Below are 15,970 nucleotides of genomic sequence, written 5' to 3'. Positions count from 1 at the left end.
ATCGCTTCGCCGCTAAGGTGTCCGCGATACGAAAATAGCTACCGAATTTGTGCGGTGTTCCTAAAAGCGCGGTGCCTGCTTCCATTCGAGTGTGGCGGCTCAACTGGTATGCGTTCGTGTTAGCCCGGTGCACTGTGCAGTGCGTACAAGAGGAGCGCGGAACTTGGTACGCGGCGACCGTAGGCGCGGTGTCGGCGCGTGTCTAATGTCGTGATTCACATGACGTACTTATTGCGAGGTGAACGGTGAGCACTGGCCGCATTCCGTGGGGTAGGTCGGTGGAGATGCGATTCCGCCCCTGCTCCCAGGCGAACCTGCGTGAGCAGCTGTCACGAGCTCCCGGGTCACTGGAAAACGTGTCAAACGACAAGTACACACATCCGGCCGGTGCGACGGACTCCCGGCCGGTAGGTACTCCCCTCTGTCGAAGGAGCTGACGATGGGGTTCAAGAATGCCGACTTCCCGCCGGTCGACGTCGATACTTTTCTTGACAAGCCGCTATTCGAACGAACCAAGCGCCTCGCGTGGCATTGGGTCGAATACGGGTTCGGGTCGCCGAAGATTATCCACACGACGTATATCATGAAGGTGCTGTTTCTCTACGTCCTCCTCGGGACGTTCGTGGCGACCTGGACATCCGGTGCGGGACCGTTCTGGGACGTCACCGTCTGGTGGAACGAGCCGATCGTTTACCAGAAGCTTCTGTTGTGGACGGTTCTACTGGAAGTCACGGGAGTTGCGGGTTCGTGGGGGCCGCTTGCCGGTAAGTTCAAACCCATGACGGGCGGCATCGTATTCTGGGCGAGGAGGGGAACGATCCGCCTCCGACCGTGGAAGGGAGTTCCATTCACTGGGGGTGACACGAGAACGGCCTTCGACGTACTGCTCTACCTCGGTCTGCTCGGCGCGTTACTGACCAGCATACTCGTGCCGGGAGTGTCGACCGACTCGCTGCTCCGAGCGCTACCCGACAACACGACAGGACTGATCTCTCCCGCCCTTGTGCTCCCGATTATCGTATTGTTGATCTTGAATGGATTGCGGGATAAGACGGTATTCCTTGCCGCCCGTAGCGAGCAGTACCTGCCTGCCATGGTTTTCTTCACGTTCCTTCCGTTTATCGACATGATCATTGCGTTGAAGCTACTGATAGCCGCGGTATGGATCGGGGCGGGGATCTCGAAGTTCGGCCTGCACTTCGCGCCGGTCGTCCCTCCCATGATAAGCAACAGCCCGTTCATTCCCAGCCGCTGGTTCAAGCGTGCACAGTACCGTGACTTTCCGAGGGACATCCGCCCGTCCATGGTGGCCAGGTCGCTGGCGCACGTCGGCGGCACCGTTGTGGAGATCGTGACACCGCTGGTGCTGCTCTTCTCTATGAACACGACGGTCACGCTGCTGGCGGTTGTACTGATGGTGGTGTTCCACGTGTTCATCACATCGACGTTCCCGCTGGCCGTGCCGCTGGAGTGGAACGTCTTCTTCGCGTTCGCCACCGTGTTCCTGTTCGTCGGCTTCCCGGCGTGGGACGGTTACGGTGTCGCGGACATGTCATCGGCATGGCTGACCGCGGCGATTGTGGCCGGACTCGCATTCTTCCCCATTCTGGGCAATTTGCGGCCAGATCTGGTGTCCTTCCTCCCGTCCATGAGGCAGTACGCGGGTAATTGGGCGTCCGCCTTGTGGGCATTCCAGCCAGGAGCGGAGGATAAGCTGAACAGGGTGAAGCGACCGACGACGAACCAGGTTGATCAGCTACGCGCGATGGAGTATTCGCCGGCGGTCGCGGAGATCACCATTCAGCAGACGATCGGCTGGCGATCGATGCACAGCCAGGGTCGAGGCCTGTTCTCAGTGCTGATCCGGCACGTACCCGAGCTGGACAGAGCGACGGTCAGGGAGGCCGAGTTCGCCTGCAACTCCTTGGTCGGGTTCAACTTCGGCGAAGGACACCTGCACAACGAAGACCTTATCAACGCTGTGCAGAAACAGTGCGGGTTCGAACCGGGCGAGTTCATCGTCGCTTGGGTGGAGTCGCAAGCCATTCACAGTAAGGTTCAGCATTACAAAGTCATCGACGCGGCGCTCGGAGTCATCGAGCGAGGAACGTGGAAGGTGTCGGATGCCGTCAACGAGCAGCCGTGGTTGCCGAACGGCCCGATTCCGTTGACCGTGACGTGGCAACGTCGGCAGAGCGACGAGGCGGAGCAGGCCGTGCACAAAGAGTCGGAAGCTGATACAGGGAGTCACAAGTGAGCGATGCCGTGGTCGTCGGCGGCGGGCCCAATGGGCTCGCCGCCGGCGTCACACTCGCCCGGGAAGGGGTAAGGGTGACCGTGCTTGAGGCCGGCGATGAGATCGGCGGCGGCACCCGTTCCAGTACCGCAATCGTGCCAGGCTTGCTCCACGATCACTGCGCGGGAATCCATCCGATGGCGGTGGGATCCGAGTTCCTGCGGAGTCTGCCGTTGGAGAGTCATGGTCTGCGGTGGCGATGGAGCGAGATCGACTGCGCACATCCGCTGGACGGTGGGCGCAGCGCGGCATTGTATCGATCGGTGGAGGATACGGCCGCGAACCTTGGCGTGGACGGGCCGCGGTGGAGGCTTGCGTTCGGCCGCACATCGGCAGGGTTCGACGAGCTTGCCCACGACATCATGCAGCCCTTGATGCGGTTACCTCGACATCCGCTCCGGCTGGCGCGGTTCGGTCTGCCGACGGTCCTTCCGGGGTCGGTCGTGGCGCGACTGTTTCGAACCGAGGAGGCACGAGCGCTGCTCGGCGGGCTCCTCGCGCACGCCATCCACCCGCTGCATCGTCCGCTGTCGTCGGCGATCGGACTCGGGATCGCGACAGCCGGGCACCGGCACGGCTGGGCCGTCGCCGAGGGCGGCTCGCGTTCGATCACCGACGCTCTTGCCGCGGAGCTGCGCAAGCTTGGCGGCAGCATCGAGACGGGAGTGCGGGTCCGCTCGACAGCGGACCTGCCGCCGTCCGACGTGACGATGTTCGACCTGGCTCCCGGCGCAGTCGTCGACATCCTGGGTAACCGGTTGCCTGGCAGGGTCGCGCGCGCCTACCGGCGGTTCCGGCACGGCCCCGGTGCCTTCAAGGTGGACTTCGCCGTCGAGGATGGCGTGCCCTGGTCCAGCAGGGAAGCGCGCAGGGCAACCACCGTTCATCTCGGTGGTTCGTTTCCGGAGATCGCTCACGCCGAGCGCAAGATCCATGAGGGGGCGATGCCAGAACGGCCCTTCGTGCTCGTCGGCCAGCAGTACCTTGCCGACCCGTCACGATCGATCGGAAACGTGCACCCCGTCTATACGTATGCGCACGTCCCGAATGGCTTCGCCGGAGATGCGAGTGAAGCGATCATCGCGCAGATCGAACGCTTCGCCCCTGGGTTCCGGGACCGTATCGTCGGTACGGCGGTTCGTACCACGACTGAGTTCGAGGTGGGTAACCCCAACTTCGTCGGTGGTGACATCCTTACCGGCGCCAAGGACGTTCGCCAGGTCGTGTTCGGGCCCCGGGTTACGCCGAACCCGTATTGGACGGGTGTACCCGGCCGCTACATTTGTTCCGCGGCGACACCGCCCGGCCCTGGTGCGCACGGAATGTGTGGAGCGAATGCCGCTCAGCATGCCCTGCGCTACCTGTCGCGTGCGAGCTGACCGTGGTACACGAGGGCTGGCGGGCGCCGTTTGTGCGCAAAGACCAAAAACGCGGGATGACTCCGTGCAGAGATCACGGTGGCAATGGCGCGTTCGGCTGCCAGGGTGTGGTGCAAACCTCAATCGGGAGGTTCGGTAAGGAGCACCGAATGGGCCAAGTAACGTACGTGACACCGCCGAACGGGCGAGTGTACGGTGACACGATGCTAACAGACGGTAGTTCGGTACCTGTCGACAACCAACTGTTGGCGCGTGACCTTGTTGCCGGAGTCGGTAGCGTGCTCAATAGCCGCCTGGCCGACATCACGCAGGAGCTGCTCGATCGATTGTGCGTCGAGGTCAGCGATGTGGCGGGCGATGATGCGCTCGTGCAGCTCATGGGTGCGAGCATCGAGGCGAATGTGGCCACTATCGTGCACATGTTCCAGCACGGCATCGACGTCGAGAGCACGGTCGCGCCGTCCGCCGCGCTTGAGTACGCGCGCCGGCTCGCCCAGCGGGGCCTTCCGGTCAATGCGCTCGTCCGTTGCTACCGGCTCGGCCAGGACAGCTTCCTGCAGTGGGCGCTCGACGAGCTTCGGCGGCACAGCGACGACGCGATCGCTGTATCCAACGCCGCAGTGAACATCGTGTCCGACACGTCTGCCTATATCGACAGGGCGTCCGAGCGTGTCGTCGCGGTCTACGAGGAGGAGCGGGATCGCTGGCTGCTCAGCCGCAATGCCTCGCGGACGGCGAGAGTGAACGACCTGCTCGACGGTCGCTCGGTAGACATTGGCGCTGCGGAGAGCACGCTCGGTTACCGTTTGTGGCAATACCACGTCGGCCTCGTCGTGTGGTTGGACGAGTCGCACACTGAGGATGGCGAGCTGTCGTACCTGGAACGCTCGGTGATTGATCTGGCCAGGCGTCTTGGCTGTGCCGGAAGACCGCTGTTCGTTCCGTGTGATGAGCTGTCAGCCTGGGCGTGGTTGCCTATGGGCAGGGAGAGCCGCCTGGATACGGCCGACTTGGTCACGGTGGTGTCGAACTGGGACCATCCGGTTAAGATCGCCGCAGGCGCCCCGATCTCGGGGGTCGGCGGGTTCGGCCGCTCACATCGGCAGGCCAAGCAGGTCCAGAACGTCGCGCTTCTCGGGCAACTGCCGGGGCCGCTGGCCATGACATTCGCCGAGGTCGGACTGGTCGCGCTGATGTGCACGAATCTCGAGGCCACGCGGGGGTGGATCATGGATACGCTGGGCCCGCTGGCGATCGATGGCCCGTCGAAGGCACGGCTGCGAGAGACGGTGCACGTCTTTCTGTCCGAGAGTGGCAGCTACACCGCAGCGGCGGAGCGGTTGAGCCTCCATCGTAACTCGGTGGTGTATCGCCTGAACCGTGCTGCCGAGGAGTTGGGACGGCCACTGCGGGAAGGCCGACTCCAGCTGGAGCTCGCGCTTGACATCTGCTGTTGGCTCGGTAAGACGGTGCTCGTACAGCCGGGTGACGTGCAGGCGGAGCAGTCGGTCTGAGCGCCACCGCCGCGTACCGCCGTGGCACACCTGTCGTTGCCGCTGACGAGGTGAGGAGGAGGCGTTGACAGCATCGGTGCACGATCGGCTACCGGTCGATGCGCACGGTCTCGCGGCGCGGCTGGACGTGCCGGCACTATCCCGGATGGTCAGGAACGCCATCGCAGACAGCGTCTTTCCCGAGCATGTCGCCGACCGCGCCTTTGATGAGGCGCTGACCGCCTGTGTCACCGGAAATGTCCGATCCGTCATCGATATTGCGACAATGCGCGCCCTACCGGAGGACATCGACCCGCGAGGCGCGCTGGACTTCGCCTCCCTCGTCGCCGAGCTCGGTATTCCGTACGGACAGCTGGAACGTGCGTACTGGGTGGGGGTCGAGAGATTGCTGCAGGAGTGGGCCGTAATATCGGAGCCTGCAGGATCGGAGTGTAGGCCCGACCGCCCGCTCGCTGGCGTCACCCAGGCGGTGTTTCCCTACGTTATGCGGGTGCTCGACCTGATCGCTGCGCGGTACGAGTGGGTGAGTGGCGAGCGTGCCAGCACCGGCGAGCAACGCAGGCAGGACCTGGTGGGCAGGCTGTTGAACGGCTCGGTCGGCGAGTATACCCAGGATCTCGACAACGACCTGGGCTACCGCCTTCGTGGCGGTCACCTCGCGCTCGTGCTTGGCAGGGGGCGGCCGGACGAGGTGCGGCGCACCGTACTTCGGCTGGCCGAACACTGTGGATCGTGGAGTTGGCTGGTTGTGCGGCGAGATCCGGCATACTGGTCGTGCTGGCTCGGCTTTCCCACGCAGCCGGATTCCACCCACCTGGCTGCGGTGCGGCAGGCGTTGTCCGGGCTGAACGAGCCGGTCGCCGTAGGCGGACCGGACGCGGGAGTCGGAGGCTTTCGGCGCGCACACGAGCAGGCTTGCCGTGCCGCTGCCCTCCGGTCGACGCTGACGGAACCGAGTACGTGTTTGTGGTATCGAGATCTTCGTCTCGAGTCGTTCCTGCTCGCGGACCCACAGGCAGCGCAGCGCTTCATCGCTGAGGAACTCGGGGAGTTGACTGGGGCGAGCGAGCGTGCGCAGCGGGTGCGGGAGACGTTGTTGGTCACGCTCACCACCGGTTCGCATGCGCGTGCGGCGGCCGAGTTGGGTGTGCACGAGAACACGGTTCGACTGCGCTGCCGGACTGCGGGTGATGTCCTGGGCGACGCCCTGAGTGATCGCCGTGCCGAGTTGCTGGTGGCGCTACGGCTAAGAAAGGCGCTCGGGCCCGATGGTGCGGCAACCGGGCCCGAGCGCGGCTGAATCACACCAGGGCGGCGGACATTCCGCCATCGACGACGAACGTTGAGCCGCTGGCGAAGCGGGACCGCTCCGAGGCCAGGAACACCGCGAGCGGAGCGACGTCTTCGACTTCACCGAGACGTCCCTGCTTGCTGTTGATCATCGATTCGAAGTCGATGCCGAGTGCATCCTCGAACTGGTAGCGGCGCTCATGCACCAGGTCGGTGCTGATCCAGCCGGGGCAGATGGCATTCACCCGCACACCGTGGTCCCGCAGCTCCACCGCCGCCGTTCTCGTCAGTGATATGACACCCGCCTTCGCCGCCGCGTAATGGGAGATCAGCGGCGATCCGGCGAAGCCGGTGATTGAGGCCATCGTGATGATGGAACCGCCCCCGTTCGCGAGCATCGCGCGGCCAGCGTGCCGAACCGAGGTGAATACTCCGTCCAGGTTCACCGCGAGCACTGAGCGCCACTCCTCGAGGGGCATCTCGGTGATCGGGCTGACCGTCGCGATGCCTGCATTGGCGATCATGACGTCCAACCTGCCATATCGGGAGGACACCCAATCGATGAGGTCGGTGACCTGGTTCTCGTCCCGGACATCGCAGCCTGCACCCACGCCATTGTTGAGCTCATCCGCGGTGGCCTGGGCCCCTGCCTCGTTGATGTCACTGACCACGACGGTGGCTCCGGCTTCGTCGAGACCGCGGGCGACTGCCCGACCAAGCCCCTTCGCGCCTCCTGTGACGATGGCGATCCTGTCTTTCAGCAGTTCGGTCATCAGAACAAGCTCCCACTCAGTGCGCAGTCGAGGACGTAGTGCGACGCGGTAATGAAACGCGCGTCGTCCGAGGCGAGGAAGGCGACTATCTCAGCCACCTCTTCCGGCGTGCCGAGGCGCTGCTGCTTGACGGCGACCACATCCTCGAACTTGGCGCCGGTCGCGGCTTCGAACGGATCCACGAGCCGGTTCACCATCTCTGTGTCGACGAACGAGGGGCACACGGCATTGACCCGGACACCGGAGTCTCGCAACTCGAGCGCAGCCGTCTCCGATAGGCGGATCACCGCCGCCTTCGAGGCACAGTAGGATCCAAGTAAGGGCACACCGCCGAGCCCGGCGACCGATGCCATGTTGATGACGGCGCCCCCACCTGCCTTGGCAAGCGCCGGTGCGGCATATTTGATCCCGAGAAATACTCCCTTGACGTTGATGGCCATCAGCCTGTCGAAATCAGTCTCGGCCTGGTCGACCAGGGGACTGGCTACCTCGATGCCCGCGTTGTTGACGGCGATGTCCAGCCCGCCCCACTCGGACTCGACCTTGGCGACCGCGGCCGCTACCTGATCCGCGTCGGTAACGTCGCAGCGCACCGGTACTGTCGTGCCACCGAGTTCGGTGGCGGTCCTGTGTAGGCGTTCCATGTCGATGTCGGCGAGGACGACCCGCGCCCCACGTTCCACGAACAGTTCCGCGACGGCTCGCCCGAGCCCTTGTGCAGCGCCGGTAACCAGCGCTCGTTTGTTGGTTAGTTCGGAGAGCATAACCCGAGGCTAGTGCGGCCGTGGCGGCTCCGGAATGTCGAGAACCCCGCATCAACGTACGACAGATTGTGCCGAATCCACATTCTACCGGATACCGGTGCGCCATAGTGTGACCAGCAGGAAGATTCCGCGATTCACGTGAAGGGACCGATGCAGTCGATGCTGGACCACACTTTGGGCAGTTTGGTGGAGCGATGCGGCCACGCATACGGCGAGAAAGTCGCCGTGACTTCCGGGGATCGGCGCATCACCTACGTCGAGCAGATCGAACGGATCCGGAAGGCAGGGAGGGCACTTCTGGCGCTCGACTTGAGACACGGCGACCGGGTGGCGATCCTGATGGAGGATTGTCCGGAGCTGCTCGACGTGTTCTACGGCGCGGCCTGGGCCGGCCTGGTCGTGGTGCCACTCAACGCCAAGCTCGGAGCCGTCGACCACGCCCATATCATCGCGGATTCGGGTGCTCGTGCGATCGCCCACGATGCGGCGCACGCCGAGCGCGTCGAGAAGATTCACAAAGAACTCGATATCGAGATCGTGCTTGGTGTCGATGACGGTTCGGTAATACCCGGTGGACACTCCATGCCCCGATTGCTCGATCAGCAGCACGCGAGTCCGGGTCGTCCGGCGGTAGTGCCGGACGACCTGTTCGGCATCTACTACACCGGTGGTACCACCGGGCAGCCTAAGGGGGTTGTGCACAGTCACCGAACATTCGTAGCGGCACTGTTCAGCGAGCTACTCGAACTCGGCCTGGGCGAGCGCGAGGTTTTCGCACACGTCGCACCACTGACGCACGCCGGCGGCGGATTTGTGCTGCCCGTGTGGCTTCGTGGCGGGACGAACGTGATCCTTGGTGGATTCGATCCGCAGCGGCTGCTGCATGCTGTGGCGACCGAACACGTCACGTCGACCATGCTGGTTCCCACGATGTTGTACATGCTGCTGGACACCGAAACCGGGCACGGGTTCGACCTCTCTTCGCTGAGTACGGTTGTCTACGGTGCCTCACCGATTGGTCATCAGCGCCTGCTAGAGGCTATCGAACGGTTCGGCCCGATATTCGCGCAGCTCTACGGCCAGACGGAGGCGCCAAACCAGCTGACTGTGCTGAGCAAGCAGGACCACGCGGATGCGGTCATAAGCGGTGATCTGACGTCGCTGTCCTCGTGTGGGCGCCCGGTCACGATCGCGGATGTTCGGCTATTCGACGAGAATTTCGGTGACGTCGAGGCCGGCGGTGTCGGCGAGATCGCAGCACGGGGACCACACACAATGCTCCGCTACTGGAATCGGCAAGACGAAACCGAGGCCACGCTACGGAATGGCTGGCTGTGCACAGGTGACCTGGCGCGCAGCGACGAACGCGGATTTTTGTATATTGTGGACCGAAAGAAGGATTTGATCATTTCAGGAGGATTCAATGTGTACCCCAAGGAGGTCGAGACCGCGCTGTTCGAGCATCCCGCCGTACGCGATGCCTGCGTCATCGGGGTACCTGACGAGAAGTGGGGCGAAACCGTGAAAGCGGTAGTGGTCACCGACCAGAACGCCGGGGTGCGCACCGATGAATTGATCACGTGGGTCAAGGAACGGAAGGGCAGCGTTCAGGCTCCGAAATCTGTGGAGTTCCTGGACCAGATACCGGTTACGGCGGTAGGTAAACACGACAAGCCGGCGTTGCGCAACGCGTACTGGGCCGGGCGCATCCGAAGCGTCAACTGAGTAATCGTAGGAAGGAAGGACGATCGTGAGCACGGACAAGCCAGTCGTCATCTACGGCGCGAGCGGCTATACCGGCAAGCTGGTGGCCGAGTACTTGCGCGAGTACAGCTTGCCCTTTCTGGCCGCCGGACGCAACAGCGAGCGCATAAAGCAGGCGATGGAGGGACTCCCCGGCCGGGAAACGGCGGTCTACGAGGTTGCGGAGTCGAACCATACGGTCGCTGAGTTGACCGAATTGTTTCGCGGCGCCTCGGTGGTGTGCAATACGGTGGGGCCGTTCTCCAAGTACGGCCCTCAGGTTGTAGAAGCGTGTATAGCCGCAGGGTGCCACTACCTGGATACCACGGGCGAGCAGGACTGGGTGCGGGTGTGCGACGAGGAGTACGGCGAACGCATGGCCGAGCGCGGCCTGCTGCTAGCACCGGGAATCGCTCAGATGTACACCACGGGCGAGATAGCCGCGAACATCTGTCTGGAGACCCCTGGCCTGGACACGTTGGACGTCGCTGTGTTCTGGAAGGGCTCTCCGACTGTTGCGTCTACTCAGTCCATTCTGGTAAATGCGGCACTGTCGAAGGCGTACTACCTGGAGCAGAACCAGTATGTCGAGTGGCCGGTGGACGGAACGTGTCGGCAGTTGGCCGTTCCGGGCCAGCACGAGGTCGGGCTCGGCCTTCCGTGGGGCGGCACGTCGCACCCGGTCTGGTTCAAACGGGATCCCCGGGTGGCCAATGTTTCGGCGTTGGGGGGCGTTCTTGACCGGCAACTCATGCTCGGGGTGCCGCAGATCGTCGAGGCCGCCTTGGAGCAGGTCAAGGACCTTCCGGAGGATGAGAAGTTCCGGGTCTTGTCGGAGCAGGCGCTCGCGATTCGGAGTGAGGCGCCACCCCGCGAGAACCAGCGGGTGAACATTTCCGTCGACTCCGTTCAGGCGTCCGGACCACTGGGTCACGTGCATTGCGTGCTTCGGGGGGCCTGCAACTACAAGCAGACCGGCCTCATGCAGGCATACGCCGCACATCACCTCGTGCACGGCGCGCCCCGTCGGGTCGGGTTTGGTTCAGCGTGCCAGGCGTTCGGTCACCGGGAGCTACTCGGGGTGCTGCAAAGTTTCGGCCTTGTCGCAGCGCCGGTCGTCACCGGCGTCTAGGCGCGGCATTACCCGGATGGCGTTGATAGCGCTGGCTTTCCTGCTGGTGCTACGTACCGGCGAGTGAGCGGCTCGAACGGAGCCGTCCAGGCCGGCCCGTCCAGGCCGGCCCGTGCGGGCCGGCCTGGACGGTCTACTCACGCGACGTCGAACCGGTCGAGGTTCATCACCTTGTCCCAGGCTGCGACGAAATCGCGCACGAACTTCTCCCGCGCGTCGCCGCAGGCGTAGACCTCCGCGAGCGCGCGCAGCTCGGAATTCGAGCCGAACACGAGGTCTGCCCGGCTTCCGGTCCACTTGACGTTGCCCGAGGCGTCGCGGGCCTCGAAGGTCTCCGAGGACTCGTCCGTCGGCTTCCACGTGGTGCCCATGTCGAGCAGGTTCACGAAGAAGTCGTTGGTCAGCGTCCCCGGCTTGTCGGTCAGCGCGCCGAGCGAGGACTGCTGGTAGTTCGCGCCGAGCACGCGAAGGCCGCCCACGAGGACCGTCATCTCCGGTGGGCTCAGGGTGAGCAGATTCGCTCTGTCGACGAGCAGGTTCTCCGCAGGCAGCTGACTGCCCTTGGCGAGGTAGTTGCGGAACCCGTCCGCGGCAGGCTCGAGGTAGGAGAAGGACTCCACATCGGTCTGCTCCTGCGTGGAGTCGCCACGTCCCGGCGTGAACGGGACCTCGATGTCGTGGCCCGCGGACTTGGCCGCCTGCTCGACACCCACGCAGCCGGCTAGGACGACCAGGTCGGCGAACGAGACCTTCGTGTCACCGGACTGTGCGTTGAAGGACTGCTGGATCCCCTCGAGGGTGCTGATCACGGTCGCGAGCTTCTGGGGCTCGTTGACTTCCCAGTTCTTCTGCGGCTCCAGCCGGATGCGACCGCCGTTGGCGCCGCCACGCTTGTCGCTGTCGCGGAACGTCGAGGCAGCCGCCCACGCCGTCGAAACCAGCTGCTGCACCGTGAGTCCGGAGTCGACGATCTTCTGCTTGAGCTCGGCGATCTCTTTGGTACCGACGAGCTTGTGGTCCGGCTTGGGCACCGGATCCTGCCACAGCAGCTCCTCGGACGGGACCTCGGGCCCGAGGTAGCGTTCGATCGGCCCCATGTCGCGGTGGGTCAGCTTGTACCAAGCGCGCGCGAAGGCGTCGGCGAACTCGTCAGGGTTGTCCTTGAACCTACGCGAGATCGGCTCGTAGATCGGGTCGACCTTCAACGAGATGTCGGTGACCAGCATCGTCGGCTTGTGCTTCTTGCCGGGATCGTGGGCGTCGGGGATGGTCTCCTCGGCGTCCTTCGCGACGAACTGGTACGCGCCGCCGGGGCTCTGCGTGAGCTCCCACTCGTAGCCGAAGAGGTTCTCGAAGTAGCCGTTGCTCCACTGGGTCGGTGTGGACGTCCAGGTCACCTCGAGGCCGCTGGTGATGGCGTCGGCGCCCTTGCCGGTGCCGTGGCTGTTGGCCCAGCCGAGTCCCTGCTGTTCGAGCGGCGCGGCTTCCGGGTCGGCTCCGAGGTTGGAGTCCGGTGCCGCACCGTGGGTCTTGCCGAAGGTGTGCCCACCCGCGATCAGCGCAACCGTCTCCTCGTCGTTCATCGCCATCCGGCCGAACGTTTCGCGGATGTCGCGCGCGGCGGCGACCGGGTCCGGCTGGCCCTCGGGGCCTTCCGGGTTCACGTAGATCAGGCCCATGTGGGTCGCGCCGAGCGGCTGCTCCAGGTTGCGCTGCTCGCCGCCGGAGATGCGCTTGTCGCTGCCGAGCCAGGTGGTCTCGGCGCCCCAGTAGACATCGTCCTCGGGCTCCCAGACGTCCTCGCGACCCCCCGCGAAGCCGAAGGTCTTGAAGCCCATCGACTCCAGCGCCACGTTGCCCGCGAGGACCATCAGGTCAGCCCAGGAGAGCTTGCGGCCGTACTTCTGCTTGACCGGCCACAGCAGCCTGCGCGCCTTGTCCAGGTTGCCGTTGTCCGGCCAGCTGTTGATCGGGGCGAAGCGCTGCTGGCCCGTCCCTGCACCGCCGCGACCGTCGCTCACGCGGTAGGTTCCCGCGCTGTGCCAGGCCATGCGGATCATCAGCCCGCCGTAGTGGCCGAAGTCGGCGGGCCACCAGTCCTGGGAGGTGGTCAGTACCTCCTCGATGTCCCGCTTCACAGTGGGAAGGTCGAGGGTCTTGAACTCCTCGGCGTAGTCGAAGTCCTCACCCATCGGGTCGGACGCCGGGTGGTTCTTCGCGAGGATCTTCAGGTTGAGCCGGTCAGGCCACCAGTACCGGTTGCTGTCACCCTGCGTCGGGTGCGGCAGGCCGTTGCCGTGTACGACCGGGCAGCCACCTCCGCTCTCTGTGCTCGCCTGTTCGGCGACTGCGTCGTGTTGCTCTGGCATGGTAATCCTTCCACGCGGATCAGGGGTGATCAGGAAATGCTTACGGTGGAACAGTCGGGGCACAGGCCCCAGTAGATGACCTCGGCCTCGTCGATCGCGAAACCGTGGTCGTCGGATCCGGTCAGGCAGGGCGCCTCGCCGACGACGCAGTCGACGTCGGCGATGAGGCCGCATGACCGGCACACCACGTGGTGGTGGTTGTCCCCGACTCGCGACTCGTAGCGAGCCACAGAGCCCCTCGGCTGGATGCGCCGCACCAGACCCGCGGCCGTCAGCGTGTGCAGCGAGTCGTACACGGCCTGGTGGGACACCTCAGGGAGATCCTTGCGCACGGCGCTGATGATCGAGTCCGTGTCGGCGTGCGGGTGCGCGTGCACCGCGCTGAGTACCGCCACCCGAGGGCGGGTCACCCGCAACGCGGCCCCCCGCAGCATCTGCCGGAAGTCCAAGGACATGAACAACAGTCTGCCGGATTTTCTTGAATAGGTCAAGACTATGCGGCCGCCTCCGGCTGTGGGAGCGGCAGCGTCAGCGCTACACGCCTGTAGGTGATCTTGATACCAGGAAGGGCTTCCGGAACTCGCCTGGCACGCGGCGCGTCCAACGAACAATGCACTATCCGGGCAACATGCGTGAGCCGAGAAGGCGAAAGCGGCATCGTGCCTCGAACGGGACTGCGCCGTGGACCCGCCGACTACGATGCGGCCCGTAAGCGTGACGAATGCAGTGGCGCTCGGGGGTTGGTCGTGTCGGAGGACGGTGCTCAGAGCCGCGCGGGTACCGCGGTTTCAGGAGAAGATTTCCCTCCGGTCGTGTACCACTGTTGCGAGTCCCACGTCAGTTCCGCTGAGGATGCGGTCGTTCAGCTGCGGCAGACCTCGGACGGGCGGACGGCGCTACCGGTGTACTCGGCTCTGGACCGTCTGTACGAGTGCCGTGGAAGACAGCAGCCGTGGCTGGTGATGCCGACCGCGAGCCTCCGGATCCTGGCCCGGCGACGCTCGGGGCCCATCGGTGACGGGACCCCGGGCGGGAACGGTTGCGATCATCGGCGCCCGGTTCAACCGAAGGTCATGCTCAGCAGGCTCGCCGCTGGCAGGAGGTTGTTGATCTGGTGGGTGACGATGCTGGTGAGAACGTTGCCGGTGAGCAACCTTCCCAGGCCGACCGGGATCGAGACGACCAGAAGCAAGGGGCTGCGCAGCAGCTCCATGTGGGCCACGGCGAAGATCACGGTGGTGAGAGCGAAGATGACCCACGGGTTCAACCGGAAGTGCTCCAGCGCGCGCCACAGCGTCCCCCTGAAGATCAGTTCCTCACACAGCGGCGCGACCAGCCACATCGCAAGGAACGCGCCGAGCGCCACGGCAGGGCCGAGGTCCCGGCCTGCAAAGGCGTCCCCGACCGCTGAGCTCGCGTCGTCCTCACCCACCATCGCGGTCCAGACGGATGCGGCAGGCAACGTGATCGCGAGACTTCCCACGCCGATCACCAGCCCGATTCCGGCGTGACGCCAGTTCCACCGGATGGCCAGCTCACGGCGCACACGTCCCGCCCGCCGACCTCCCCCGAACGCCGCGGTACCCGCGAGCGCGGTCAGCGCTGCCAGAACCGTCGGGACCAGCACGGACAGCAGCAACGCGCTGGGTGGGAGGTTCTTCCCCGCGGTCGGTGCGCCCTGTAGTGCGTACGGCACGACAACCAGGAAGGAGGCGGTCAGGAACACCACCTCGGCCGCGGCGAAAACGATGACCATGACAATGCCCGCTCGCCGGCCCCGTGGAGCGCGCGGGTGTGTCGCCCGGCTGCCGTCCAGCTGCTCGCTGATCGTCATTCCACTCGAGCACCTCACAGGAAGCGCCCTGCGCGGTCACGCCGCGCGGCGGTCTCGTCGGTGTTCAGCGTGTCCGGGTCAGGTATTCCCGGGACACGGCGTGGCAAACCCACCGCCTGCCCGGAGCGCGGGACGACATCGCTGACGGAAAGGCCGGTCGAGGAATGGTGATACAACGGGCACGCTTGCCATCCGTGCCGAACCGTACGGAATCGGGTGCGGATACCGGATACTCCTGTCAGCGTTGCCGGGGCATGTTATCCCGCTGAATCCCTTGTGGAGCTAACAGTTCGCCGACGATGTCGTAAGCGGTTCACATCGGCGAAGCCGATCCCCTTGCTCGCTGCACGTTCGGGTGAGAACGATGGTGTTTGGCCGGTACGTGGCCGATCCCAGAGCCCGCGTGAGGATGTCCGTGAGCGAGCCAGAGTATTTGACCGACAGCGATGCACGCCTTCTGTGCCCGGAATGCGGCCGCGCGAGCACCCGAGTTGATCAGGTGTTCGTGACCGCACGCGAGGAGGACGCCCCTGCCAACGAGATCATCGTTGACGCGATCGGGGGTGATGTCGTCACGCACGGTCGAGGCCAGGCCCCGGTCGACCCGAGCGTGGGTGAGGGTCGCAGGCATCGGGTCGCGCTCGTCGGCCGCTGCGAGGAGCAGCATCGATTCGCCCTCGTGCTGACCCAGGTCGACGGCGAGACGCGCCTCGGCTGGTCCCCTGAACTCTCCTACGACGGAGCCGAGGTCGATCTCGACGACCCGCCGTGGTGATCGTGACGCGACCACGGAACGGCACCGTGTGATGTGGGGTGCCGGCGCGCCCGGCGCCCGGGCCGCCCCCGGCCCGGCGGCCCGGTGCGGCCGCGAGCTGA

12 protein-coding genes and 1 pseudogene are annotated in these 15,970 nt (G+C 64.9%); 8 read left to right on the top strand and 5 right to left on the bottom strand.

Annotated elements, in window-relative coordinates; all coding sequences use genetic code 11:
• Positions 1–439: 439 nt before the first annotated feature.
• The 4 genes from CHB84_RS19035 (at position 440) to CHB84_RS19020 (ending at position 6,489) form a co-directional block, all read left to right on the top strand.
• Positions 440–2,257 (top strand): DUF3556 domain-containing protein, encoded by a 1,818-nt coding sequence (locus CHB84_RS19035; RefSeq protein WP_089303023.1) that lies wholly within the window; start codon positions 440–442, stop codon positions 2,255–2,257.
• Positions 2,254–3,675, top strand: a complete 1,422-nt coding sequence (locus CHB84_RS19030; RefSeq protein ID WP_089303022.1) for a phytoene desaturase family protein — start codon at positions 2,254–2,256, stop codon at positions 3,673–3,675. The genes CHB84_RS19035 and CHB84_RS19030 overlap by 4 nt, the downstream gene beginning before the upstream one ends.
• A gap of 203 nt (positions 3,676–3,878) precedes the next feature.
• Entirely contained in the window at positions 3,879–5,189 is a 1,311-nt protein-coding gene (locus CHB84_RS19025) for a PucR family transcriptional regulator (RefSeq protein ID WP_176440040.1), read from the top strand.
• A 64-nt stretch (positions 5,190–5,253) separates the two neighbouring features.
• The gene (locus CHB84_RS19020; RefSeq protein WP_141134739.1) at positions 5,254–6,489 is read left to right on the top strand and encodes a PucR family transcriptional regulator; all 1,236 of its coding nucleotides are present in this window, start codon (positions 5,254–5,256) and stop codon (positions 6,487–6,489) included.
• A gap of 1 nt (position 6,490) precedes the next feature.
• On the opposite strand, the gene CHB84_RS19015 is transcribed toward CHB84_RS19020, so the two are convergent.
• Positions 6,491–7,252: an SDR family NAD(P)-dependent oxidoreductase gene (locus CHB84_RS19015; protein WP_089303019.1), complete on the bottom strand. Its 762-nt coding sequence runs from the start codon at positions 7,250–7,252 to the stop codon at positions 6,491–6,493.
• Positions 7,252–8,016: an SDR family NAD(P)-dependent oxidoreductase gene (locus CHB84_RS19010; protein ID WP_089303018.1), complete on the bottom strand. Its 765-nt coding sequence runs from the start codon at positions 8,014–8,016 to the stop codon at positions 7,252–7,254. Before CHB84_RS19010 ends, CHB84_RS19015 begins: the two co-directional genes overlap by 1 nt.
• A 150-nt stretch (positions 8,017–8,166) precedes the next feature.
• On the opposite strand from CHB84_RS19010, the gene CHB84_RS19005 reads away from it, so the two are divergent.
• Positions 8,167–9,741 carry an AMP-binding protein gene (locus tag CHB84_RS19005; RefSeq protein WP_217898634.1) on the top strand — a complete coding sequence of 525 codons (1,575 nt, stop codon included), beginning with the start codon at positions 8,167–8,169 and terminating at the stop codon, positions 9,739–9,741.
• A gap of 25 nt (positions 9,742–9,766) precedes the next feature.
• Positions 9,767–10,891, top strand: coding sequence for a DUF5938 domain-containing protein (locus tag CHB84_RS19000; RefSeq protein WP_089303017.1), 1,125 nt, complete (start codon positions 9,767–9,769; stop codon positions 10,889–10,891).
• A 137-nt stretch (positions 10,892–11,028) separates the two neighbouring features.
• Here the strand turns inward: CHB84_RS19000 and katG are convergent, their stop codons facing one another.
• Both katG and CHB84_RS18990 read right to left on the bottom strand, forming a co-directional pair.
• The gene (gene katG, locus CHB84_RS18995) at positions 11,029–13,260 is read right to left on the bottom strand and encodes a catalase/peroxidase HPI (protein ID WP_089303016.1); all 2,232 of its coding nucleotides are present in this window, start codon (positions 13,258–13,260) and stop codon (positions 11,029–11,031) included.
• Between the two features lie 29 nt (positions 13,261–13,289).
• Positions 13,290–13,715: a Fur family transcriptional regulator gene (locus tag CHB84_RS18990; protein WP_176440039.1), complete on the bottom strand. Its 426-nt coding sequence runs from the start codon at positions 13,713–13,715 to the stop codon at positions 13,290–13,292.
• Positions 13,716–13,808: 93 nt separating this feature from the next.
• Between CHB84_RS18990 and CHB84_RS24065 the strand changes: the two are divergent.
• A pseudogene (locus CHB84_RS24065) lies at positions 13,809–14,246 on the top strand (SAV_915 family protein); the annotation flags it as partial.
• Positions 14,247–14,320: 74 nt separating this feature from the next.
• Here the strand turns inward: CHB84_RS24065 and CHB84_RS18985 are convergent.
• Entirely contained in the window at positions 14,321–15,094 is a 774-nt protein-coding gene (locus CHB84_RS18985) for a CPBP family intramembrane glutamic endopeptidase (RefSeq protein WP_245818843.1), read from the bottom strand.
• A 505-nt stretch (positions 15,095–15,599) separates the two neighbouring features.
• Here CHB84_RS18985 and CHB84_RS18980 point away from each other — a divergent pair.
• Positions 15,600–15,869 (top strand): hypothetical protein, encoded by a 270-nt coding sequence (locus CHB84_RS18980; RefSeq protein WP_141134738.1) that lies wholly within the window; start codon positions 15,600–15,602, stop codon positions 15,867–15,869.
• The last annotated feature ends 101 nt before the right edge of the window (positions 15,870–15,970 follow it).

Origin of the sequence: Haloechinothrix alba (assembly GCF_900188115.1) — a bacterium.
Taxonomy (GTDB): domain Bacteria; phylum Actinomycetota; class Actinomycetes; order Mycobacteriales; family Pseudonocardiaceae; genus Haloechinothrix; species Haloechinothrix alba.
The sequence above is the reverse complement of the archived record's forward strand: the minus strand, read 5'-3'. Positions and strand labels throughout refer to the sequence as shown.